Raw genomic sequence first — 22,566 nt, forward strand, 5'->3', positions numbered from 1 at the left:
GGGTTAGCCGCCCCGCGCCATGGATGGCGCGTGGCGGCGGCCCACGGTTTCAAGCCGGAGTGAGGGAACACCGAGCCCAAGCGAGGTGCCGAGTGGTGGGGTAAGAGCGTTTTGCTTACTTTTGCGCTGTTCAAAAGTGAGCCGCCGTCAGGCGGAACCATAGGAGGCCGTTACCGAAGAAATGGATATGTACTCTGCCTAATCCAATACCCCAGAGGCCGCCACGGTAGCAAGCCCGCTCCCACAGGGGAAATTCGGACACCAGCAAAGATAGCGCAGTGCCAGGCTGCACTGGTGTTGGCTGTGCGGGCCCTATCGCGAGCAAGCTCGCTCCCACACATCAGGCAGGATACCCGGTGATCTGCCGAATACTCTGGTACAGCGGTTTGAGCTGACGGTACATGCGCAGGTAAACCTCCTTGTACAACCGCTCATACATCTGCTGCGCCTCGGGCTGTGGATAAAACACCGTTCCAACCCGAGTCATCGACGCGATTGCCGAGGGGAAGTCGGCATGCAGGCCAAGCCCCACCGCACAGCAAATGGCCGCCCCCAGCCCGGAAGCTTCATAGACATGCGGGCGCTCCGCCGGCAGGCCGAAAATGTCCGCCGTGAGCTGCATCGCCGCATCGCTCTGCGACCCGCCACCGGCCACCCGCAAACGCTGGATCGGCTGTTTGGAACGCCGCTCGAGATTCTCCTTGCCCTGGCGCAAGGCATAGGCCAGGCCTTCGAGGATCGCCCGGTAGATATGCGCCCGGGTGTGCACATCACCAAAGCCGATCATCGCACCCTTGGCCTCCACCCCCGGCTCGCGAATGCCCGGCGACCAGTAGGGTTGCAGCATCAGCCCCATGGAGCCAGGCGGCACCGCGTTGACCAGGGCGTCGAACAGTTGCTCCGGTTCCAGCCCCTGCTCCTTGGCCTGCTGCATTTCCCGCAGGCCGAACTCATTCTTGAACCAGCTGACCATCCAGTAGCCACGGTAGATCATCACTTCGCAGTTGTACTGGTCCGGCACCGCGGCGGGGTACGGCGGAATCAACGGGACGATTTCCAGGTAGCGCGAGCGGGTCGTGGTGATGGTCGCCGTGGTCCCGTAGGACAGGCACACCGTGGCTGGGTCGACCACGCCGGCGCCCAGCACTTCACAGGCTTTGTCGGCTCCGGCGGCGATCAGCGGCACGCCTTCGGGAATACCGGTGTGCCGGCTGGCCTCGGCACTGATGTGGCCCAGGGTTTCCCCGGGCTTGAGCAGGCTCGGCAACTGCTCCGGACGGACCGCCAGCGCCTGCCATTTCCAGTCGGCAGGCGCGGCCCAACGCAGACGCTTGAAGTCGAACGGCAAGTAACCGACACAGCAGCCCACCGAGTCGACGAACCGCCCGCACAGGCGATGGGTGAGAAACCCCGAGAGCAGCAGGAACTTGTCGGTCGCCGCCCACACCTGGGGTTGATGCCGGGCGATCCAGTTGGCTTCAGCCTGCGCGCGAAAGTAGTCCACGGTGGCCTGGGCGCCGACCAGTTTGAACAGCCAGCCCCAGGGCCCCTTGATCCCGCCTTCGACTTCGGTCTGGCGCTGGTCGAGCCACAGGATCGCCGGGCGCAGGGCCTGGCCCTGGGCATCGACGTTGATCAGCGTGCCGCGCTGGGTGGTCAGCGACACCCCGGCGATCTGCGAGCGGTCGACGCCGGTCTGCTGCCACAACAACTGGCAGGCCTCGCCCAGTTTGGCCCAGTAGTAGTCCGGGTCCTGCTCGGCCCAACCGGGCTGGCTGGAGTAGTAGGCCTGCAGCTCGACCTTGCCCTTGCCCAACAGATTGCCCTGCAGGTCGAACAGCAACGCGCGCACGCTCTGGGTGCCATTGTCGATTGCCAGCAGGTAGCGCTTATTCTTGTCGTTATCCATGGAGCTCTCTTGAATGGGCACTGATATCTACACATCGTTGGCAACTGACGCCCCGTAACAGCCGTGACGGGAGATTCATGGCAAACCGTGATGGCGTTGCCACAAGGCACGATAACGCTGTTCTTCCGCCTGCCAACGGGCATCGTCCCAGCCCAGGCGGGGCTGGCACAGACGGCGAATGGCCGGCAGATAGTCCGCCGCCCCTTGGGCCAGCAACAGGCCAATCCGGGTGCGGCGCAGCAACAGGTCGTCCAGGTGCAGGATCAGTTCGGCGTCGCAGGCGAATGCCAGTTCCGCCCACAGGGTGTCGCTCGCGCCGACGCTGGCGCAGCCCAGTTGCTCGAGCAACCGCGCCAGGCGCGGCAAGTCGCGGCCATGGCGTCCGGCCAGGCGCCGCCACTGGCTGGCGCTGAGTCCGGGGATGGACAGTGTCGGCACGCTGGCAAACACCGGCGCACCGTCATCGCTGACCTCGCGCCCGAGCATCTGCCCACAGGCCTTTAGCACTTCCAGGGCCTGCGGGCGGAACGTGGTCAGCTTGCCGCCAGCCAGGGTCACGCAGCCGGGTTCGAGCCACAACACGTGCTCGCGGGTTTCATTGGACGGCTTGCCCGCTTGCTCGCCACGGGCGCTGCCCACCACCGGACGCACCCCCGACCAGGTCGACAGCACATCGTCTGCCACCACCTCGGCCTGGGGAAACTGCTGGGCACAGGCGGCCAGCAGGTACTCGAGTTCTTCGCTGCTGATGCTCGCGCTCTGGTCCAGATCGCCCTGATGATCGAGGTCCGTGGTGCCCACCACCGTGGCGCCCTCCCACGGAAATACAAACACCGGCCGCCGATCCCGCGCATGCAGGAAGGTCAAGGCCTGGGCCACCGGCAGGCGCCAGCCCGGCAGCAACAGATGACTGCCGCGCAGTGGACGCAACTGCGCCGGGGCATCATTGGGCCGCAGGCGCTCGGCCCAGGCCCCAGTGGCCACCGCCAACGTGCGACAGCGCAACTGCAACGGCTCGCCACCCTCGCTGTCCGCGACCTGCACCCCGCAGACCCGACCGTCTTCGCGCAGCAATTGCTCGACCCGCACGCCATTGAGCGCCAGAGCGCCATCCGCCCGCGCTTCCGCCAGCACCCGCATCACCAGGCGCGCATCGTCAGTCAGCGCATCGACAAAACAGGTGCCGCCCAGCAACTGGTCTTCCTTGAGCCCAGGGGCCAGGTAGTGCAGTTGCTGGGCGTCATGAAAGCGATGGTTACGCCGCCCGGCCAGGGCGTCGTACACCGTCAACAGCCCGCCGAACAGCCGCGGCCCGGGAAACCCGCCACGGTAGTGCGGCATCATGAAACTCATGGGCTCCACCAACCCCGGCGCTTCGTCGAGCAGGCGCTGGCGCTCGTGGACCGAGTCGCGGGTCAGGCGCCACTGGCCCTTGGCGATGTAGCGCAAGCCGCCATGGACCATCTTCGAGGAGCGGCTGGAAGTACCCCAGGCAAAGTCGCGCTGCTCCAGCAACAGGCAGCGCCAACCGCGACGGGCCGCTTCGCGCAGGATCCCGGCGCCGCTGATGCCACCGCCGATGACGATCAGGTCCCAGCTCTGCTGCGCCAGGGTCGGCAAGGCCTGCTGGCGCCACGCGGCATTCCAGTCCTGGCTCATGCCCTCACTCCTGCAGCAGGGTGCCGGGGTTCAGACGCCCGGCCGGATCGAAGTGTTGGCTCAGCGCCTGCAGGGTGTCCATGGCCAGCGCGCCCTTCTCGCGCAACAGGTAGGGGGCGTGATCCTTGCCCACGCCGTGCTGGTGGCTGATGGTGCCGTGGTGTTCGACAATGGTCTGGCTGGCCGCGTGCTTGAGCGCCTGCCAGCGCGCCAGGGTGGCTGGGTAAGTGGCCGCCGGGCGGAACACGTAGGTGGTGTAGATGCTCGAGCCTTCGCCATAGACATGGGACAGGTGGGTAAACACATGCACCTGCTCGCCTTCCGCCGCCAGGCCGTCACGCAGGCTGGTTTCGATGCGATTGAGCAGGTTGTCGACATTGCTCCAGTCAGTGGCGGTTTCCAGGGTGTCCACCACGTAGCCGGCGTTCCACAGGTTCTCGCGCAAGTAGGGAAACCGGAAACGGTTCTGGGCCCACTTCTTGCCCAGCAAGGTCCCGGTAAACACCCCGCCAAAGGCTTTCAAGTGCTGGCGGGCCTGGCTCAGGGACAGGGCATTCTGCCGCCGATTACCGGTCACGCCGAAGGTCAGCAGGCATTTGCCGGCACCCGCCCCGCGCAGGGACAGGTACTTCTCCAGCCAGGCGATCTGTTGCGGATGGCCAGCCAGGGCCAGCTGGGTTTCGGTTTCCACGGCATTGGACAGGCGCAGCATCGACAGGGGCACGCGGGCCTGGGTCAACTGGCGGATGGCTTGCAGGGCCTGGTTCCAGTTCGGCAGGAACACCCCATAAAAACGCTCGTCGGCCGGCAGCGGGCTGATCCGCACCTTGACCTCGGAAATGATTCCGAACCGCCCTTCACACCCCAACACCACCTCACGCAGGTCGGGGCCCGCGGCCGAGGCCGGAAAGGTCGCGATCTGCAGCGGCCCGGCGAAGGTTTCCAGGGTGCCGCCGGCGAACAATTGCTCGATCCGCCCATAACGCAGCGACTGCTGCCCGCTGGACCGACTCGCCACCCAGCCACCGAGGGTCGACAGCTCCCACGACTGCGGGAAATGCCCAAGCGTGTAGCCCCGGGCACGCAACTGGCTTTCCACTTGCGGCCCACTGGCGCCGGGGCCGAAAGTGGCCAGCAGGCTCTGCTCGTCGAGGTCGAGCAAACGGTTCATGTGGGCCAGGGACACCGTCAGCACCGGGCGGGTGGAGGCCGGGGGATTGATGTGCCCGGCCACCGAAGTCCCGCCACCGTAGGGAATCAGGCACAGGTCGCGCTCCTGGGCCAGCGCCAGCAACTCGCGGATCTGCTCGGCACTCTGCGGGAAGGCCACCCCGTCGGGGTAGACACCCAACGCGCCCTCACGCAGCGCCAGCCAGTCCGGCAGGCTCTGGCCACGGGCATGCATCAGCCGGTCATGGGCCTGCACGCTGTACAGCGGGTGCTCCGCCAGGCGCGAAGCCGGAACCCGGGCCAGGGCTGTTTCCAGTGTGGCGTCGGGCAATGCCCGTCCGGTGCCCACCCGTGCGGCGAGAAACCCCGCGCCCTGGGCCGGCAATTCGACCACCGTGGTTGCATCCCCCCAGCCGTTCCAGCGTCGCATGCGTGTGTCCTTTTGCGGTTCTTATAAGTGACATTTCAGGCGCCTATACTAGCCAGCCCCCCGCGCCTGTCACGGTCGCATCCGGCCAGCGCGAGTAGCCAATTGAGCCAACACGCGAACCCGGCTCCAGGCATTTACTTTAGCTGTGCTTTCAAACTACCTTTCAGGGTCTTGACCCGCGCCAGTCTGCCCCGATCAAAGGACCCCGATCATGCAATCCCTCGGCTACACCTCGCTCCCCCCGCTGCTCAAGTACGTGCGCCATGCCGAACAGCTGGGTCTGGCCATCGAACCGGCGCTGGCGGCGGCCGGGTTGCAGGTCGAGCAATTGAGCGACAACAGCCTGCGCTTGCCGGGCGAGGCCCATGAACGCCTGCTGGATTATTTCTGCGAACACTCCGGCGACCCGTTGTTCGGCCTTAATTCGGCGCGCTTCGTGTTGCCCAACTCCTGGAGCGTGCTGGGCTACATCACCATGAACTGCGCGACCCTGGGCGACGCCATGAATCGCATCATGCCGTTCGAGAAACTGGTAGGCGACATGGGCGTCAGCCGCGCCGAGCTGCAGGGCGAGCACGTGCACCTGATCTGGAACTGCCGCCACCAGCGCCCGCGCATCCGCCGCCACCTGGTGGAAAACGTGCTGGGTTCGTGGCTGCAATATGCACGCTGGATCGCCGACACCCACCTCTCGCCCGCCGCGGTGTGGTTCGAACATGCACTGCCGAGCGACACCGACCCGGCGTCCTACCAGCAATTCTTCGACTGCCCGGTACTGTTCGGCCAGCCCTATTCAGCACTGGTCGTGCCCCTGCCGTACCTGCAACTGCCACTGCGCCAGGCCGACGCACAATTACTGCGCACCCTGGAAGAACACGCCCTGGGCCTGATGGCCACACTGGAAGACGCCTCGCTGGAACAACGGGTGAAAAACATCCTGCGCCAACTGCTCAAGGAAGGCCTGCCGCGCAAGGAACAGGTGGCGGAACAGTTCGCCATCTCGGTACGAACCCTGCAGCGCCAACTGCACCAGGCCGGTACCTCGTACCAGCAGATCCTCGATGACCTGCGCCAGGAACTGGCCGAGCACTACCTGCTGCACAGCACCCTGCCGATCCAGGACATCGCCCAGTACCTGGGCTTCACCGAACCACGCTCCTTCCACCGCACCTTCAAAAGCCGCCGCGGCATGCCCCCCGGCGAATTCCGCCAGATGCATCGCGAGGCGGATGGAGACTGAGTCGAAGGCGGCGAGGACTGCGTCCTCGAACGCAGCCTCGCGGGCTCGGCAGCTGCTACAGGGGATTGGGGTATTGCCGAGATATGCGGTGTGGCGCAGATCGCCATCGCGGGCCCGCTCCCACAAGGGAACGCGACACCAGGGCAAACAGGTCGGCCGGCAGGCCGCCTCGCCCGCTCTTACCACTCAGGCCGACTGCCAGGTCGCCGTGCTCTTGCTTTTGATCTTGATCCACCCGCCCCTTCGGCAGGCTGAGCGAAGGTGTCCATCAGGGGGGAGGCGCGTAGCGCCGTGCGGCGAAGCCGCATGCATCGAGAGGAGGTGCAGCGAAGCAAACCGTAGGCGATGCCCCCTGATGGATACCGTAGCGAAGGGACCCCGAGCCTTAGCGAGGGGCCGAACGCTGGGGCAAGACTTTTTGGGTACTTTTGTGTCGTCTGACAAAAGTGCCTCGCCGTAAGGGCGAAACCCTAAGCCGCCATTACCGCAGCAACGGATATGTACCCGCCCCCCCAAAAAAACCTACACCGAAAACCCACCCCGCAAATCCCCCTCACGCGCCAGAAACCGCCCCTCCCGCCGCCCATTCGCCCGCCCATCCACATAACTGCGAACCCCATTGACCCACACCCCATCAATCCCCACCGCCGACCGCTGCGGATCACTGAAATCCGCCACATCGCGCACCAACAACGGATCAAACAACACCAGGTCAGCCCAATATCCCTGGCGAATCTCCCCCCGCGCCTGCAAGCCAAAGCGCGCCGCCGACAACCCCGTCATCTTGTGCACCGCAGTGTGCAATGGAAACAACCCGACATCCCGGCTGAAATGCCCCAGCACCCGAGGAAACGCCCCCCACAACCGCGGATGCGGAAACGGATCCTCAGGCAAACCATCGGAACCGATCATCGACAACGGATGAGCCAGGATCCGCCGCACATCCGCCTCATCCATGCCGTAGTAAACCGCGCCCGCCGCCTCCAGCAGCGGCACGTGCCACTCGCTAGCAATATCCAGCAGATCACGCCCACTGACCTGCGGGTGCGGCGTCGACCAGGTGATAGTGATGCGATGGGCATCAGTGACTTGCTTGAGATCCAGGGTCGAGGAACTGGCCGCATAGGGATAACAATCACACCCCACCGGATGGGTTTTCGCCGCCTGCTCCAACGCCGCCAGCAGTTGCGGACTGCGCCCCCAATTGCCGGCCCCGGCGCACTTGAGGTGGGAAATGATCACCGGGCTGCGTGCATGCCGACCGATCTGGAACGCCTCGTCCATGGCCTCCAGCACCGGTTCGAACTCACTGCGCAAATGGGTGGTGTAGACCGCACCGCACGCGCCCAGCTCCTCGGCCAGTTGCTGCACTTCGTCGGTAGACGCACTGAACGCACTGGCATACGCCAGTCCCGTGGAAAGGCCCAGCGCACCGTCCTCCAGGCTTTCGCGCAATTGCCCGCGCATGGCGCTGATCTCCTGCGCCGTGGCGGTGCGCAACAGGTCGTCGAGGTGGTTGCTGCGCAGCGCCGTATGGCCTACCAGCGCCGCCACGTTGACGCTCGGGTGCGCCGCTTCGACGGCCGCGCGGTAGTCGCGAAAACGCGGATAGACGAAGGCGGCCGCGGTGCCCAGCAGGTTCATCGGGTCCGGCGGATCGCCGCGCAGGCTCACCGGCGACGCGCTGATCCCGCAGTTGCCGACGATCACCGTGGTCACTCCCTGACTGAGCTTGGGCAACATCTGCGGCTGGCGGATGACCACCGTGTCGTCATGGGTGTGCACATCGATGAACCCTGGCGCCAGCACCCGTCCGGCCGCGTCGATGACCTCATCGGCATGGGCATCGCGCAAGTCGCCGATGGCTTCGATCCGGCCGTTGAAAATGGCCACGTCCGCCGGGTACGCGGGGCGGTTGCTGCCATCGATGATCGAGGCGTTGCGGATCAGCGTGTGGTACTGCATGTCAGTCTCCCTGCGGCAGATGGCAGACAAGAGGTGTCGCTCATGGATATGTCATATCGTGATGAATGAAAATGCGTAGGCGGGATTTTCATGAAGTTTGCGCATAACAATTAGCACTGTGCTCAGCCGACGTTCCTTCATCGAGCCACTTTTATGGCCGCATCACGCCGATGCAACAAAAAAACCCGATGTCGCCATCGTTATCCGTGCCATTTCCTGCACCTCAATCTCGCGCCAGAAAGTACAGGCATCTGAACGCGCACCGTAGGGTGTGAGGACCTTTACGCCACGATGCTGCGGCCAGACAAGCCAGCTCCTGAAGCGAAGGCCGCGATGCGGTCCTTCGCCAGGAGCCCGCAGCAGGTTATTTCACAACACTGCCAACCCCACGCCCCCGTGGGTCGGAGGCGGTTTCCAGTTGGTTGCCGTTGATACGAATGGCCTGGATGTCGCCCATCTCCCAGCCCTGGTCTTCCAGGGTGTAGCCCATGGCTTTCAACTCGTCGGCGACCTTGCCGGTGAGTGGCGCGTAGGCGTCGTAGTAGATGGTGTCCTTGGGCAGCAACTGGTGGTGGACGCGTTGCGCGGCCACGGCTTTTTCCAGCGGCAGGTTGTAGTCATAGAGGTTGTTCAGCACCTGGAAGATCGAGGTGAAGATCCGCGAACCGCCCGGGGTCCCCAGGACCAGGGTGACCTTGCCATCGCGGGTCACCAGGCTCGGGCTCATCGACGACAGCATGCGCTTGCCCGGGGCGATGGCATTGGCGTCGCCGCCGACCACACCAAAGGCGTTGGCCACGCCGGGCTTGGAGCTGAAGTCGTCCATTTCATCGTTGAGCAGGAAGCCTGCGCCCTTGACCACTACACCGCTGCCGTAGTCCCAGTTGAGGGTGTAGGTGTTGCTCACCGCGTTGCCGTCGGCATCGACGATGGAGAAGTGCGTGGTCTGGTGGGGCTCCAGGCCTGGACGGACTTTTTCGGTTGGCGAGATGGCCGTAGGGTTGACCTCGGCCGCGCGTTTTTTCAGGTAGGCCGGATCAGTCAGCTGCTTGACCGGCACATCGGAAAACGCCGGATCACCCAGGTAGTCGGCGCGATCGGCGAACACCCGTTTTTCGATTTCGGCGAGCAGGTGAATGTACTTCGCCGAGTTCAGCTCGACGCCCTTGAAGTCCGCGGCGCGGTCTTCCTTGATGGCGATCAGTTGCGCCAGGGCGATCCCGCCGGAACTCGGTGGCGGCGCGGTGTACAGGGTATTGCCACGCCAGTTGACGGTCAGCGGCTCGCGCCAGTTGACCTTGTAGTCGTGCAGGTCTTGCTTGGTGATCAAGCCCTTGTCGGCCTTCATCTGGGCGATCAGCAGGTCCGCGGTCTGGCCTTGATAGAACTCGTTGGCGCCCTTGTCGGCGATGCGCTCCAGGGTCGCGGCCAGCTCCGGTTGACGGAAGGTCTCGCCGGGTTTCATGCTGCCGAAGTAGTCGGCGAAGTTGGTGGTGCCGTTGAACAGCTTCAGCGCATCTTCGCGGTACTGGTACTGCTTGTCGGCGACCTTGAAGCCAGTCTTGGCGTAACCAATGGCCGGGGTGATCAGCTCGCTCCAGGGCAACTTGCCGAACTTCTGGTGCGCCTCCCACAGCCCCATCACCGTGCCCGGCACGCCGGCTGCGCGGGATCCTACCAGGCTGAGGTTCTCGATGACCTCGCCCTTCTCATCCAGGTACATGTCACGGGTCGCCGCCTTCGGGGCGGTTTCGCGGTAGTCGAGGAAGTACGGCTTGCCGTCGATGAACATCGTCATGAAGCCGCCACCGCCGATGTTGCCGGCTTCCGGGTAAGTCACCGCCAGGGTAAAGGCGGTTGCTACCGCAGCGTCGACCGCGTTGCCGCCCTTCTTCAGGATCTGTGCGGCGACGTCGGCGCCATACTGGTTCGGCGCCGCCACGGCGCCCCCTTCGAGCAGCGCCGCGAATGATGACGAGCTGGCCGCAATCGCCACGGCGACCGTCAGGGTCTTGAACAAAACATAACGCATGAGATCCATCCTTTTCTTGTTATTGAGGCAGGTGGAACCATAGGCCCTGGCGTGGGTGTTGAGCAATCCAAAAACGCCAACGGCCACCCGCAGGTAGCCGTTTTGTGATGCGTTGCACTGACCGTGCCCTGGGGGTGAATCAGCCGTCGAACACCTCGTTGGCGTAGCCCGCCAGCTTGCCCTGGATAAAGTCCAGGAAGCACTGGATGCGCAAGGCCAGTTGCGAGTTGCGGTAGTACACCGCGTTGATCGGCTGACGGTAGCCGCTGTTGGCTTCGGCCAGCAGCAGCTTGAGGCGGCCGGCCTTGAGGTCGGCGATGGTCATGAAGTGCGAGAGGCAGGCGATGCCCTGCCCTTCGAGCGCCAGGTGACGCAGGGTTTCGCCGCTGGAGGCGCTGATGCTCGGTTCGATCTGCCAGCGGTCGCCGTGCACATGGCGCAGCGGCCAGTGGTTGAGGGTTTCGGTCTGGGTGAACCCCAACAGCGTATGCCCGGCCAGTTCGGCCACGGTGGTCGGGGTGCCGTGTCGTTCCAGGTAGGCGGGGCTGGCGAGGATGTGCAGCGGACTGCAGCCCAGCGAACGCGCGTGCAGGGTCGAGTCGGCCAGGGCACCGATGCGGATGGCAATGTCGGTGCTCTGCTCCAACAGGTCGATGATCAGGTCGTTGCTGTTGAGCTCCAGCTGGATGTCCGGGTACAGCCGGCGGAACTCATCGATGTAGGGCACGATGGCGTGCAGCATGAAGGGTGACGCCGCGTTGATCCGCAGACGCCCGGACGGCGTGCTGTGGCGTGACGACAAGCGTTCTTCCAGTTCCTCCATCTGATCGAGGATGCGCTTGGCCTGCTCGAAGAAATACTTGCCCTCTTCAGTCAGGTCCATGCGCCGCGTGGTGCGATTGATCAGCGTGGTGTCGAGCTTGGCCTCCAGGCGCGACAGCGTGCGACTGACCGCCGACGGCGTTTGCCCGACCTGCTCGGCCGCCGCGGATATCGAACCGCACTCGATCACGCAGACAAAAATCTGCAACTCATCGGATCTGGCTTTCACGTGTGTCCTCGTTCTCGGCAGCGCTTCTGGCTGCCGATACTAGCTCATGCAGCGGCCGGCAAGTTGAACACGGACTGCAGGTGCTGGGTGTAGCGGGCCACGTCGGCTTCGATGTTCGGACGTTTCATCACGTCGACGCAGAGGAAGGTCGGCAAGCCGCTCATCCCGAGGAACTGATTGGCCTTGTGGAACGGGAAATACACCGCGTCCACGCCCTTGGCTTCGAAGAAGTCAGTGGGGTCGTCGAACGCTTGTTGCGGAGCGTTCCAGGTCAGCGACAGCATGTACTGCTTGCCGTGGATCAGGCCGCCACTACCGTATTTCTGCGAGGCGTCGGAGCGGGTGCGACCGTCACTGGCGTAGAGGCTGCCATGGCCTTCGGTGAAGACTTCGTCGATGTACTTTTTCACGGTCCAGGGGGCACCCATCCACCAGCCCGGCATCTGGTAGATGATCACATCGGCCCAGAGGAACTTCGCGACTTCTTCAGCGATGTCGTACCCCTCGTCGATGTGGGTCACCTTGATGTCGATACCGCCCCGATCCAGCACGCTGATTGCGGCTTCATGCAGGGTGGTGTTGTAGCGACCGTCGGAGTGGGCGAATTGCTTGCCACCGTTGAGCAACAGAACTTTTTTCATGCAAGCCTCGTCATCTGGGTTTGATCCACCGCTGCCTGGAACAGGTGGCGGGGTCAGTAAGGTTTGATTCGATGACGGCAGGTTATAGATCGCCCCCCTGCTGAATAAGCCCTGTTGCGGCAAAATACATTTGACCTATACGCACGAATTAGCCACTGATTGTTGCCGTAAAATTCTCCTCATCCACTCAAGAGGAGTTCTCCATGAACCAGCAACAAGGCTTTATCCTGCACGCCAAAACCCGCCCGGAGCAGGCCGAGGCCTTTGCCGCGCTGTTCCACGCTTACGTCGAACCGAGTCGCGCGGAGCCGGGCTGCATCGAGTACCACATGCTGCGCGACCAGCAGGACCCGACACTGTTCATCTTCTACGAAATCTGGGCGTCCCAGGCTGATCTGGACCGGCACTCGAACCTGCCGCACATGCAGGCATTCTTTGCCAAGCGCATGGATTACCTGGAGCGCGATTTCGAGATCCGCCAGATCGACATGCTCAGCCCGTCATCCGCTAGCCGTTGACCAGCAGGTGAGCGCCAAGCAAGCCCAGTCCGATGAAAAACACCCGTTTGAACAGCACGGCGCTGATCCGCTGGCGCAGCCATTGCCCCAGCCACATGCCGAGCACCGCGGGAATCAGCGCCAGCAGCGACGCACTCAGCTCGCCGCCGCCGAGTGCGCCGCGCCACAGCAATGCGGCGGCCAGGGCCAGGGTCGAGACGCTGAATGACAGGCCCAGCGCCTGCACCAATTGATCCTTGCCCAACCCCAGCGCTTGCAGGTACGGCACCGCCGGAATCACAAAGACCCCGGTGGCCGCCGTGATGACCCCGGTCAGCACGCCACACAACGGTCCCAGCCAACGCTCGTGGCCGGCACCGACTCGCAACGCGGGCAACAGCAAGCCGCTCAGGGCGTAGAGCAACAATGCGCCGCCCAACGCCCGCACCACCCACTGCCCGCCGTCGATCCCCAGCCACAGGGTGCCTGCGCCGGTGCCGAGAAAAATTGCCAACAGCATCGGCCACAACCGCCGCACCAGCGCGCGCAAGTGTCCACCGAACGCCAGTTGCCAGAGGTTGGTCAGGGTCGCCGGGATGATCAGCAACGCCGCAGCCTGCGCCGGCGCCATAGCCAGGCCCAGCAAGCCCATGGCGATGGTCGGCAGGCCAAGGCCGATCACCCCCTTGATCATGCCGGCCATCAGGAAGGTCACGATCACCAGCAATGAAAGGGCCAGACCGAGGTTTTGGTAAAACGCCAGAAGTGTGTTCATGGGCTTATCGTGGCGTGTTCGCGGGCTTGTGAAAATCTGCCATATACTGAGGCAGCCTCTTGCTTTAACAGAGTCAGAGATTTCATCGCGGCTGATGCCGTCATCGCGAGCAGGCTCGCTCCTACAGTATCGTGGGTGTGCCCATTGTCATTTTGTAGGAGCGGGCGCCCGCTTGCGGCGCCCGCTTGCGGCGCCCGCTTGCGGCCTGCTTGCGGCCTGCTTGCGACAAACCTGAGAGCGCCGCGTTTATTCAGGAAACACGCGTTATCGTTGACGTCCATCGCGAGCAAGCCGCAAGCGGGCGCTCGCTCCTACAGGGTGTCCCACCCATGCATTTCGATCTGGTTGATCTGCGGCTGTACTTGAACATCCTCGAAGCCGGCAATATCACCGCCGGCGCCGCGAGCAGTCATTTGTCACTGGCGGCGGCGAGTGCGCGGATCCGCGGGATGGAAGCTTCGGCGGGCACCGCGTTTTTCCAGCGCGGGCGCCGCGGTGTCAGCCCGACGCCCGCTGGCAAGGCACTGGCGCAACATGCGCGGCTGATGCTGCAACAGGCCGCACACCTGCAACAGGACCTCGCGGAATACGCCAAGGGCGTCAAAGGCCAGGTGCGCTTGCTGTGCAACACCACGGCGATTACCGAGTACTTGCCCGAGTTACTGGCGGATTTTCTGCGCGCTCACCCCAACCTCGACATCGACCTGCAAGAGCTGCCGAGCCTGCGCATCACCCACGCCCTGCATCAAGGCACGGCCGAGTTGGGCATTGTGTCCGATGCGGTGGACACTTCGGGCCTGGATACCCGGCCGTTTCGCGACGATCCGCTGGTGCTGGTCATGCCCCACGACCACCCTCTCGCCAGCGTTCCAGCACCGAGTTTCAGCCAGACCCTGGCCCATGAGTACGTTGGGCTCAATGCCCACAACGCGCTGGCGATCTATCTGGAAGAGCAGGCCTTGCACAGCGGGCAACGCATGTCGATGCGCATCCGGGCCGAGGGGTTTGACGGGGTGATGCGCATGGTCGCCCATGGCGCAGGACTGGCGATTGTGCCGCAGGCGGCAGTGCAGCGCTTTGCCGCCGGGCAGGGTTTGAAATGCTGCGCCCTGGATGAGCCCTGGGCGCAGCGCAAGTTGCTGCTGTGTGCCCGCTCGTTCGAGGCCTTGCCGCGTTATGCCAGCGCCTTGCTCGATGCGCTATCCACGGATTGATGATGTAGGAGCAGGGGGGTTAGGCGTTTTCGAGATTGGCGGTGGCCGGCTTGGGCTTTCTGAAGAACAGCCCATACACCGCCGATAGGATCAGCAGGAACGGCACGCCGAACACCAGGGTCATCTTGAATGCGTCGGTGAAGTAGGTGGTGATCATTACCGCGGCCATCAACACCAGTCCCAGCAGGGTGCTGTAGGGAAAAAAGCGCATGCGAAAGGACAGCTTTTTCTCACCGTGACGCTGGTGATAACGACGGAAACAGTAGTGGGTGAGGAAGATCATGAACCAGGTGAAAATCGCCCCGAACATCGAGATCGCCATCATCAGGGTGAACGAACTTTCTGGGTACAACAGGTTCAGCAGCGTCGCCAGGGCGATTCCCGAGCTCGACAGCAACAGGGCGTTGAGCGGGATCCCGCTCTTGCTCAGCGCGCCCATTGCCTTGGGTGCGTAGCCACCACGGGACAGGCTGAACATCATTCGCGTGGTGATGTACAACTGGCTGTTCATCGCCGACAACGCGGCAATCAGGATCACGAAGTTCATCACCCCGGTCGCCCCGGGAATGCCGATGGTCTGCATCACGGTAACGAACGGGCTCTGCGCCTGCCCGGCCTGGACCCACGGCACGATCGCCAGCATCAGGGCCAGGGTCAGCAGGTAGAACACCACCAGGCGCACGATGGTCGCGCGAAAGGCTTTTTTCACCGCACGCTCCGGGTCCTCGGCCTCGCCGGCCGCCACCGCGATCATTTCCACGCTCAGGTAGCTGAAGATCGACACGATCACCGCCACCCACATGCCCTGCAGGCCATTGGGGAAAAAGCCGCCATGGGCAGTGTAATGCTGCACCCCGTACTCCGGGTTGCCAGAGCCGAACACCACGTACACCGCAAGGATGATGAAGCCGACGATCGCGCCGATCTTGATGGTCGAGAACCAGTACTCGAAGGTGCCGAAGGTCTTCACGCTGATCGCGTTGAGCACGATCAGCACGCTGGAAAACGAGACGATCCAGATCCACTCCGGCACGTTGGCGAACCAGTACTTCATGTACATCGCCACCGCCGTTACTTCCGTGCCGACCGCCAGCACAATCGCCGCCCAATAGGCGTACCGCACCAGGAACCCGGCCAGCGGGCTGACGTAGAACTCGGCGTAGGCGCCGAATGAACCGGAGGTGGAATGGGCCACGGTCATTTCCGCCAGGCAGCCCATCAACAGCAAGGTAATGATCGCGCCGATCGCGTAGCTCAGCAGCACGCTGGGCCCCGCATAGCCGATGGCGTAGGCGCTGCCCATGAACAACCCGGTACCGATCGCTCCGCCAATGGCGATCATGCTCATCTGCCCCGAGGTCAACTGCCGCCGCAGGCCCTGCTCGCGCTTGGAAATCGTGTCAAAGCCACCGGCTTCGCTCATGTATCTGTCCTCTGGATATTATTTTTTTAGAGCACATCGTCGATCAGACACCGGGGCCCTGTAGGAGCGAGCTTGCTCGCGATGGACGTCAACGATGACGCGTGAATCTGCTTCAACGTGTCGTGCTTACGTTCATCGCGAGCAGGCTCGCTCCTACAGGGATCCGGTGAATCTATGAGTCAGGTCACGCTATGGCGCACCTGGAACTGTGCCTGGGCCCAGGTTTCCTGGTCGAGGATTTCGCCGAGGATCTGCACCGCATCGAACACTTCAGTGAAGCTGGTGTACAGCGGGGTGAAGCCGAACCGCATGATCCGCGGCTCACGGTAGTCGCCGATCACGCCCCGGGCGATCAGTGCCTGAATCACCGCGTAGCCTTGCGGGTGTTCGAAGCTGACGTGGCTGCCACGCTTGGCGTGTTCACGCGGGGTGATCAGCGTCAGGTCGTGGGCCGCGCAGCGCTCCTCGACCAACTGGATGAACAGGTCGGTCAGGGCCAGGGACTTGCGGCGCAGGCTGGGCATGTCGGTCTGGGCGAAGATGTCCAGGCCGCACTCGACCATGGCCAGCGAGGTGATCGGTTGGGTGCCGCACAGGTAGCGCGCAATGCCTTTGCTCGGCTCGTAGCCGGACTCCATGTCGAACTGGCGGACGTGGCCGAACCAGCCCGACAACGGTTGCGCAACCAGGTCGCAGAGCTTCGGGGAGACCCAGGCAAACGCCTGCGAACCCGGGCCGCCATTGAGGTATTTGTAGGTGCAACCGATGGCGTAGTCGGCATCGGCCTGGCGCAGGTCCACCGGCACCGCACCCGCCGAGTGAGCCAGGTCCCAGATGGCCAGCGCGCCACATTCGTGGATCAGCGCGGTCATGGCCGCCATGTCGTGCATGTAGCCGGTCTTGTAGTTGACGTGGGTCAGCAGCACCACCGCGACGTCCTGGTCGATGGCCCGCGCCAGCGCCTCGGGGGTGTCCACCAGGCGCAGGCTGTAGCCTTGTTGCAGCAGGTCCATCAGGCCCTGGGCGATGTACAGGTCGGTGGGGAAGTTGCTCGACTCACTGACGATCACCTTGCGCTCCGGTGCACGACCGGCCTGCACTTTCAGCGCTGCACCGAGCACCTTGAACAGGTTGATCGAGGTGGTGTCGGTGACCACCACTTCATCGTCGCCCGCGCCGATCAGGCTCGCCAGGCGATTGCCCAGGCGTTGTGGCAGGTCACGCCAGCCGGCGCTGTTCCAGCTGCGGATCAAGCCGTCACCCCACTCCTGGGCGATCACTGCCTGGGCACGCTCCAGAGCGGCGACCGGGCGGGCACCCAGGGAGTTGCCGTCGAGGTAGATCACCCCGGCTGGCAAGGCAAACTGTTCACGCAAAGGGGCCAGGGAGTCCTCGGCATCGAGCGCCAGGCAAGCGTTTCTTGTGGTCATTGTCGGTCCTGTTCTTTAAGTGGCATGCGGCCGGCGAGCACCGATTTCCGGAGGTTTTCGCACTTGCACGATGAGCAAATAATGAACGAAGGCTTGCAGAATTTTCGTGCAAAGTGCGAGGTCATATAGTAGTTATCTCGAAGATTATTCGAATCCAACCGATAAAAACGCGGATTTATTCAAACCATGAATCTCGACTCCACAGACCTGCGGATCCTCCATCACCTGCAGCAGGATGGGCGCATCAGCAACCAGGAACTGGCGGAAAAGGTCTCGCTGTCACCCTCGGCCTGCCTGCGTCGTTTACGCCTGCTGGAGAGCGAGGGAATCATCACCGGGTATCGCGCCGAACTGAGCGCCGAGCGCCTGGGGGTGGAGCTTGAGGCCATTGTCCATGTGTCCCTGCGCCAGGACACGGAGGACTGGCACGAGACCTTTATCAAGAAGGTCCAGTCGTGGCCGGAAGTGGCCACCGCCTACGTGATCACCGGCGCCAGCAACTACGTGCTGCGGGTGCAGGCGCGCAACCTCAAGCACTTCTCGGATTTCATCGTCAACAAGCTCAACCGCACGGCGGGGGTCACCGATATCCGCTCGGAAATCGTCCTGCAGAAGATCAAGGAGCGCGACGACCTGCTCGACCTGGTCGCGCGCAAGTAGCCCGGCAACAGCTCACAGCCCGCGCATGCGCCGGGCTTCGTTGCGCTGCACGGTCGCGCTGGGGGACTCGTCGAACAGCTTGCGGTACTCGGCGGAAAAACGCCCCATGTGGGTAAAGCCCCAGGCCATGGCAACCTCGGAGATATTGCGCGCCTGACCGTGTTCGAGCAGGTCCTGGCGCACTGCATTCAAGCGGTGTTTTTTCAGGTAGGCCATGGGCGACAGGGCGAAGTATTTGCGAAACGCCTCGAACAGCTTGAACCGCGACACCCCTGCCGCGGCCTCGATGTCTTCCAGGTGCAAGGCTTCGCGGGCGTTGTCGTGGATGTACTGCTTGGCCCGCACCAGGTAGTGCGGCACCTTCACCCCCAGCACCCCGCGCAGCTCCTCGGAGTAGTTGTTGGGCTGGGCGAGGATCAGGCCCTTGATCAACGAGCTTTCGATGTCGCGGGTGAAGGTCACCTGGTCAAACAGCGTGCTGCTGCGCTCAAGCTCCGCAATGAAATAGCGCGCCATGCGCCACCACGCGGCCGATGCGCCATCCACCGCATCCATCAACGGTTCAAAGCGCAGCGGTGCGTCGAGCGGACGTTGCAGGATGCCTTCCAGGGACTCGCTCATGGCCGCCCGGGTGATCACCACCTGGACCTTGCGGCAGTCGCCGGAAATCGCCAGCACCTGGTTTTCGTTCGGTGAAATGATCACCCCCTGGTCACGATCCGAGCGCAGCAGGCTGCCGTTCTTGCGCAGTTCCTGCTCACCCACCAGCGGCAGGCTGAGGCTGTAGCTGCTGAAGTGCTCGGCGTCTTCGATATCCACCGTCACGTCGGTGCCGTACTCGATGGTACCGAGGGTGGTGGCCATCGACTTGAAGACATTGGCACTGTGGTGAAAACGGATCCGCTCGGGGGTGGCGGTTTCCAGGCGATGAGGGCCACAGATACCGGACATCCAGGTCCTGGCCCCTTCAAGGTCATAGTGATCGATACGAATATCGCGACTCTGCGGATCGGCTTTGCTACTCATCACGGCACACCCACGGCAATATTTTTTCAGTGCACTCTGACGGCACACCTCTGGTTTGGACGGAGCAAGTTCCAGACCACTCGACCCGCTCCCTGAGTCGATGGATAGCAATCGCCGAATAAGCGGATAACCCGGCGCAGCAGAGCCGGATAGTTGCCCTGGCACAGTCCTCCAAACTGGGCAAAACAGTACCTCAATGCTGCCGGTTGGGGCAGCCGTTCATCGTTTGGGGCGCAGCGATGGGTATTCGCTGCCCAGGTGTTACCCGCACCCACTGCCCGTTGTCGGCCCCAGCGGATTTTGTGGATTGCCTTCGTCGAGTAACCGGATAGACCCTGCCCCGCCCCGCTCTCTCTAATGTGCGCACCGATTAGCTTGAATAAAAAAAGGCGCAGACCCATGAGTGGCGAGAAAAACCTCGAGCAGTGGAAAACGTTTATCGAAGGTTGCCTGGACTTCCGTCCGGTGGAGGGCGTGTTTCGCATTGCCCGGGAGATGTTCACCGAGCCGCAGCTGTTCGACCTGGAAATGGAGCTGATCTTCGAGAAGAACTGGATCTACGCCTGCCACGAAAGCGAGCTGGCCAATAACCACGACTTCGTCACCATGCGTGCCGGACGCCAGCCGATGATCATCACCCGCGACGGTGACGGCCAGCTCAATGCACTGATCAACGCTTGCCAGCATCGCGGCACCACCCTGACCCGGGTCGGCAAGGGCAACCAGTCGACCTTCACCTGCCCATTCCATGCGTGGTGCTACAAAAGCGACGGCCGCCTGGTCAAGGTCAAGGCCCCGGGCGAGTACCCGGAAGGCTTCGACAAGGCCACTCGCGGCCTGAAGAAGGCGCGCATCCAGAGCTACAAGGGGTTTGTGTTCATCAGCCTCGATGTGCAGGGCAGCGACAGCCTGGAAGACTTCCTGGGTGACGCCCGGGTGTTCTTCGACATGATGGTCGCGCAGTCGCCCACCGGCGAACTGGAGGTGCTGCCCGGCAAGTCGGCCTACACCTACGATGGCAACTGGAAACTGCAGAACGAGAATGGCCTGGATGGCTACCACGTCAGCACGGTTCACTATAACTACGTGGCCACGGTGCAGCATCGCCAGCAGGTCAACAGCGAAAACGGCAGCGCCGGCGGCAGCACCCTGGACTACAGCAAGCTCGGTGCCGGCGATGCCAACACCGATGACGGCTGGTTCGCCTTCAACAACGGGCACAGCGTGTTGTTCAGTGACATGCCCAACCCCTCGGTACGCTCCGGCTACGCGACCATCATGCCGCGCCTGATCGAAGAACACGGCCAGCAAAAGGCCGAGTGGATGATGCATCGCCTGCGCAACCTGAACGTCTACCCGAGCCTGTTTTTCCTCGACCAGATCAGCTCGCAGTTGCGCATCATCCGCCCGGTGGCGTGGAACAAGACCGAGATCATCAGCCAGTGCCTGGGGGTGAAAAACGAGTCGGACGCCGACCGGGAAAACCGCATTCGCCAGTTCGAGGACTTCTTCAACGTCTCCGGCCTTGGCACTCCAGACGACCTGGTGGAGTTCCGTGAAGCCCAGCGCGGTTTCCAGGCACGCCTGGAGCGCTGGAGCGATATCTCCCGCGGCAGCCATCGCTGGGCCACGGGCGCCACGCCCAACAGCGAGGCCATCGGCATCTCTCCGGCCATGACCGGCACCGAGTTCACCCACGAAGGGCTGTACGTCAACCAGCATGCCAACTGGCAGAAGTTCCTGCTCGACGGCCTGGACAAACAATCCCTGAAGCTGCGTGAGGTGTGACCATGAATGCGCAATTGCAGTATCAGATCGAGCAGTTTTTCTACCGTAAGTCCGAGTTGTGCGACGCCAAGGACTGGGACGCCTACCTCCAGCTGTTCGCTGAGCAGAGCGAGTTCCACCTGCCGCAATGGGACTCCGAGCACGTCTACACCCAGGACCCCAAGCGCGAGATGTCGCTGATCTACTACGCCAACCGTTCTGGCCTGGAAGACCGGGTGTTTCGCCTGCGCACCGGCAAGGCCGCCTCGGCCACGCCCATGCCGCGCACCCTGCACCTGATCAATAACGTGCGGATCAGTGAGCTGCCCCAGGGCGAACTGGAGGTGCGCCTGAACTGGCACACCCTGTTCTACCGCCTGGCCACTTCCGAGCAGTTTTATGGCAATGCCACTTATCGCCTGACGCCGCACAACGACAGCTGGCTGATCACCCGCAAGCACGTGCTGCTGCTCAACGACACCATCAACTCGGTGCTCGACTTCTACCACTTGTGACCTGTAGCAGCTGCCGAGCCCACGAGGCGCGCCAATCCCCAAGGGCGGTCCTGCGGACACGCAACGCAGCCTCGCGGGCTCGACAGCTGCTACGGCTTTTTTGGAGTTGTGAATGAACCATAAGGTCGCGTTCAGCTTTGCCGACGGCAAGACCCTGTTCTTTCCCGTGCAGGCCAACGAAATACTGCTCGATGCCGCGCTGCGCAATGGCATCAAGATTCCCCTGGATTGCCGCGAAGGGGTCTGTGGCACGTGCCAGGGTCGCTGTGAATCCGGCGATTACAGCCAGGACTATGTGGACGAGGAAGCCCTCTCCAGCCTGGACCTGCAACAGCGCAAGATGCTCACCTGCCAGACCCGGGTGAAGTCCGATGCCGCCTTCTACTTCGACTTCGCGTCCAGCCTGTGCAACGCCGCCGGGCCGGGCCAGCTCAGCGGCACCGTCAGCCAGGTCACCCAGGTTTCGGCCAGCACCGCGATCCTGCACCTGGCGCTGGAGCCCAGCGCACCGCTGCTGGACTTCCTCCCGGGGCAATACGCGCGGCTGCTGATTCCCGGCACCAGCAGCAAACGTTCCTACTCGTTCGCCAACCGCCCCGACGCCAGCAATCAGCTGCAATTCCTGATTCGCCTGCTGCCGGACGGCGCCATGAGCAACTACATCCGCCAGCGTTGCCAGGTCGGCGATCGCATCGAACTGGAAGCGCCACTGGGGGCGTTTTACCTGCGCCACATCACCCGGCCACTGGTGCTGGTGGCCGGCGGCACCGGTTTGTCGGCGCTGCTGGGGATGCTCGACGAAATGGCCGCACGCGGTTGTGATCAGCCGGTGCACCTGTACTACGGGGTGCGCGATGCAGCCGATCTGTGCGAGGCCGCGCGCATCCGGGCCTACGCCCAGCACCTGCCGGGATTTCGCTACACCGAGGTGGTCAGCGAACCCACGCCAGCCTGGACCGGCAAGCGCGGCTACATCGCCGAGCACTTCGATGCCAGCCAATGGCGCGACAGCGCCGCCGACATGTACGTCTGCGGACCACCGCCGATGGTCGAGTCGATCAAGACCTGGCTGGCGGCGCAAAGCCTGGAAAAGGTGCAGCTTTATTACGAAAAGTTCACCGAAAGCAACGTCTGACGCTCACAAACGGGCGGTAATTGAATA

18 protein-coding genes are annotated in these 22,566 nt (G+C 63.2%); 7 read left to right on the forward strand and 11 right to left on the reverse strand.

Annotation, left to right across the window (positions count from 1 at the left end; all coding sequences use genetic code 11):
* Positions 1–340: 340 nt before the first annotated feature.
* The 3 genes from ACM6IP_RS16115 to ACM6IP_RS16125 all read right to left on the reverse strand — a co-directional run bounded on the left by ACM6IP_RS16115 (position 341) and on the right by ACM6IP_RS16125 (position 5,168).
* Positions 341–1,909 carry an FGGY-family carbohydrate kinase gene (locus ACM6IP_RS16115; protein ID WP_095171246.1) on the reverse strand — a complete coding sequence of 523 codons (1,569 nt, stop codon included), beginning with the start codon at positions 1,907–1,909 and terminating at the stop codon, positions 341–343.
* Between the two features lie 75 nt (positions 1,910–1,984).
* Positions 1,985–3,568, reverse strand: coding sequence for a glycerol-3-phosphate dehydrogenase/oxidase (locus ACM6IP_RS16120; protein ID WP_414861856.1), 1,584 nt, complete (start codon positions 3,566–3,568; stop codon positions 1,985–1,987).
* 4 nt (positions 3,569–3,572) lie between these two features.
* Complete coding sequence (locus ACM6IP_RS16125; protein ID WP_414861857.1) at positions 3,573–5,168, reverse strand: FAD-binding oxidoreductase; 1,596 nt, start codon at positions 5,166–5,168, stop codon at positions 3,573–3,575.
* A gap of 211 nt (positions 5,169–5,379) precedes the next feature.
* Between ACM6IP_RS16125 and ACM6IP_RS16130 the strand changes: the two genes are divergently transcribed.
* Positions 5,380–6,408 carry an AraC family transcriptional regulator gene (locus ACM6IP_RS16130; protein WP_095171252.1) on the forward strand — a complete coding sequence of 343 codons (1,029 nt, stop codon included), beginning with the start codon at positions 5,380–5,382 and terminating at the stop codon, positions 6,406–6,408.
* A 522-nt stretch (positions 6,409–6,930) separates the two neighbouring features.
* Here ACM6IP_RS16130 and ACM6IP_RS16135 read toward each other — a convergent pair.
* The 4 genes from ACM6IP_RS16135 to ACM6IP_RS16150 form a co-directional block, all read right to left on the reverse strand.
* Complete coding sequence (locus tag ACM6IP_RS16135; protein ID WP_414861858.1) at positions 6,931–8,373, reverse strand: N-acyl-D-amino-acid deacylase family protein; 1,443 nt, start codon at positions 8,371–8,373, stop codon at positions 6,931–6,933.
* A gap of 364 nt (positions 8,374–8,737) precedes the next feature.
* Entirely contained in the window at positions 8,738–10,405 is a 1,668-nt protein-coding gene (gene ggt / locus ACM6IP_RS16140; protein ID WP_414861859.1) for a gamma-glutamyltransferase, read from the reverse strand.
* Positions 10,406–10,544: 139 nt separating this feature from the next.
* Positions 10,545–11,456, reverse strand: coding sequence for a LysR family transcriptional regulator (locus ACM6IP_RS16145; RefSeq protein ID WP_095171262.1), 912 nt, complete (start codon positions 11,454–11,456; stop codon positions 10,545–10,547).
* Positions 11,457–11,500: 44 nt separating this feature from the next.
* On the reverse strand, positions 11,501–12,097 hold the full coding sequence (locus ACM6IP_RS16150) for an NAD(P)H-dependent oxidoreductase (protein WP_095171264.1): 597 nt from the start codon (positions 12,095–12,097) through the stop codon (positions 11,501–11,503).
* A gap of 203 nt (positions 12,098–12,300) precedes the next feature.
* Between ACM6IP_RS16150 and ACM6IP_RS16155 the strand changes: the two genes are divergently transcribed.
* Complete coding sequence (locus ACM6IP_RS16155) at positions 12,301–12,615, forward strand: putative quinol monooxygenase (protein WP_320333594.1); 315 nt, start codon at positions 12,301–12,303, stop codon at positions 12,613–12,615.
* On the opposite strand, the gene ACM6IP_RS16160 is transcribed toward ACM6IP_RS16155, so the two are convergent.
* Positions 12,605–13,369 carry a sulfite exporter TauE/SafE family protein gene (locus ACM6IP_RS16160; protein WP_095171267.1) on the reverse strand — a complete coding sequence of 255 codons (765 nt, stop codon included), beginning with the start codon at positions 13,367–13,369 and terminating at the stop codon, positions 12,605–12,607. The two genes, ACM6IP_RS16155 and ACM6IP_RS16160, sit on opposite strands and share 11 nt — an antisense overlap.
* Positions 13,370–13,698: 329 nt before the next feature.
* Between ACM6IP_RS16160 and ACM6IP_RS16165 the strand changes: the two genes are divergently transcribed.
* Positions 13,699–14,583: a LysR substrate-binding domain-containing protein gene (locus tag ACM6IP_RS16165; protein ID WP_414861860.1), complete on the forward strand. Its 885-nt coding sequence runs from the start codon at positions 13,699–13,701 to the stop codon at positions 14,581–14,583.
* A 19-nt stretch (positions 14,584–14,602) separates the two neighbouring features.
* Here the strand turns inward: ACM6IP_RS16165 and ACM6IP_RS16170 are convergent, their stop codons facing one another.
* Together ACM6IP_RS16170 and kynU are read right to left on the reverse strand one after the other, a co-directional pair.
* Positions 14,603–16,006, reverse strand: a complete 1,404-nt coding sequence (locus tag ACM6IP_RS16170; RefSeq protein WP_095171271.1) for an amino acid permease — start codon at positions 16,004–16,006, stop codon at positions 14,603–14,605.
* 179 nt (positions 16,007–16,185) lie between these two features.
* Complete coding sequence (gene kynU, locus ACM6IP_RS16175; protein ID WP_414861861.1) at positions 16,186–17,436, reverse strand: kynureninase; 1,251 nt, start codon at positions 17,434–17,436, stop codon at positions 16,186–16,188.
* 186 nt (positions 17,437–17,622) lie between these two features.
* Between kynU and ACM6IP_RS16180 the strand changes: the two genes are divergently transcribed.
* Positions 17,623–18,096, forward strand: coding sequence for an Lrp/AsnC family transcriptional regulator (locus ACM6IP_RS16180; protein ID WP_095171274.1), 474 nt, complete (start codon positions 17,623–17,625; stop codon positions 18,094–18,096).
* 12 nt (positions 18,097–18,108) lie between these two features.
* Here ACM6IP_RS16180 and ACM6IP_RS16185 read toward each other — a convergent pair whose 3' ends face one another.
* Positions 18,109–19,122: an AraC family transcriptional regulator gene (locus tag ACM6IP_RS16185; RefSeq protein ID WP_414861862.1), complete on the reverse strand. Its 1,014-nt coding sequence runs from the start codon at positions 19,120–19,122 to the stop codon at positions 18,109–18,111.
* A gap of 399 nt (positions 19,123–19,521) precedes the next feature.
* Between ACM6IP_RS16185 and antA the strand changes: the two genes are divergently transcribed.
* From antA to antC, 3 genes are all read left to right on the forward strand, one after another.
* Complete coding sequence (gene antA / locus ACM6IP_RS16190; RefSeq protein WP_095171278.1) at positions 19,522–20,910, forward strand: anthranilate 1,2-dioxygenase large subunit; 1,389 nt, start codon at positions 19,522–19,524, stop codon at positions 20,908–20,910.
* A 2-nt stretch (positions 20,911–20,912) separates the two neighbouring features.
* Complete coding sequence (gene antB / locus ACM6IP_RS16195; RefSeq protein ID WP_159993637.1) at positions 20,913–21,404, forward strand: anthranilate 1,2-dioxygenase small subunit; 492 nt, start codon at positions 20,913–20,915, stop codon at positions 21,402–21,404.
* Between the two features lie 112 nt (positions 21,405–21,516).
* Positions 21,517–22,539 (forward strand): anthranilate 1,2-dioxygenase electron transfer component AntC, encoded by a 1,023-nt coding sequence (gene antC, locus ACM6IP_RS16200; protein ID WP_414861863.1) that lies wholly within the window; start codon positions 21,517–21,519, stop codon positions 22,537–22,539.
* The last annotated feature ends 27 nt before the right edge of the window (positions 22,540–22,566 follow it).

Source organism: Pseudomonas sp. IT-P176 (genome assembly GCF_949767245.1).
In the GTDB taxonomy this organism is placed as follows: Bacteria; Pseudomonadota; Gammaproteobacteria; order Pseudomonadales; family Pseudomonadaceae; genus Aquipseudomonas.

Excerpts from the sequence above, each read along its gene's own strand:
- antA (WP_095171278.1), top strand. The coding sequence starts at position 19,522 with ATGAGTGGCGAGAAAAACCTCGAGCAGTGGAAAACGTTTATCGAAGGT.
- ACM6IP_RS16160 (WP_095171267.1), bottom strand. The coding sequence starts at position 13,369 with ATGAACACACTTCTGGCGTTTTACCAAAACCTCGGTCTGGCCCTTTCA.
- ACM6IP_RS16120 (WP_414861856.1), bottom strand. The coding sequence starts at position 3,568 with ATGAGCCAGGACTGGAATGCCGCGTGGCGCCAGCAGGCCTTGCCGACC.
- ACM6IP_RS16135 (WP_414861858.1), bottom strand. The coding sequence starts at position 8,373 with ATGCAGTACCACACGCTGATCCGCAACGCCTCGATCATCGATGGCAGC.
- ACM6IP_RS16115 (WP_095171246.1), bottom strand. The coding sequence starts at position 1,909 with ATGGATAACGACAAGAATAAGCGCTACCTGCTGGCAATCGACAATGGC.
- ACM6IP_RS16125 (WP_414861857.1), bottom strand. The coding sequence starts at position 5,168 with ATGCGACGCTGGAACGGCTGGGGGGATGCAACCACGGTGGTCGAATTG.
- antB (WP_159993637.1), top strand. The coding sequence starts at position 20,913 with ATGAATGCGCAATTGCAGTATCAGATCGAGCAGTTTTTCTACCGTAAG.
- ACM6IP_RS16180 (WP_095171274.1), top strand. The coding sequence starts at position 17,623 with ATGAATCTCGACTCCACAGACCTGCGGATCCTCCATCACCTGCAGCAG.
- ACM6IP_RS16155 (WP_320333594.1), top strand. The coding sequence starts at position 12,301 with ATGAACCAGCAACAAGGCTTTATCCTGCACGCCAAAACCCGCCCGGAG.
- ACM6IP_RS16185 (WP_414861862.1), bottom strand. The coding sequence starts at position 19,122 with ATGAGTAGCAAAGCCGATCCGCAGAGTCGCGATATTCGTATCGATCAC.
- ACM6IP_RS16165 (WP_414861860.1), top strand. The coding sequence starts at position 13,699 with ATGCATTTCGATCTGGTTGATCTGCGGCTGTACTTGAACATCCTCGAA.
- ACM6IP_RS16150 (WP_095171264.1), bottom strand. The coding sequence starts at position 12,097 with ATGAAAAAAGTTCTGTTGCTCAACGGTGGCAAGCAATTCGCCCACTCC.
- kynU (WP_414861861.1), bottom strand. The coding sequence starts at position 17,436 with ATGACCACAAGAAACGCTTGCCTGGCGCTCGATGCCGAGGACTCCCTG.
- ACM6IP_RS16170 (WP_095171271.1), bottom strand. The coding sequence starts at position 16,006 with ATGAGCGAAGCCGGTGGCTTTGACACGATTTCCAAGCGCGAGCAGGGC.
- antC (WP_414861863.1), top strand. The coding sequence starts at position 21,517 with ATGAACCATAAGGTCGCGTTCAGCTTTGCCGACGGCAAGACCCTGTTC.
- ACM6IP_RS16130 (WP_095171252.1), top strand. The coding sequence starts at position 5,380 with ATGCAATCCCTCGGCTACACCTCGCTCCCCCCGCTGCTCAAGTACGTG.
- ggt (WP_414861859.1), bottom strand. The coding sequence starts at position 10,405 with ATGCGTTATGTTTTGTTCAAGACCCTGACGGTCGCCGTGGCGATTGCG.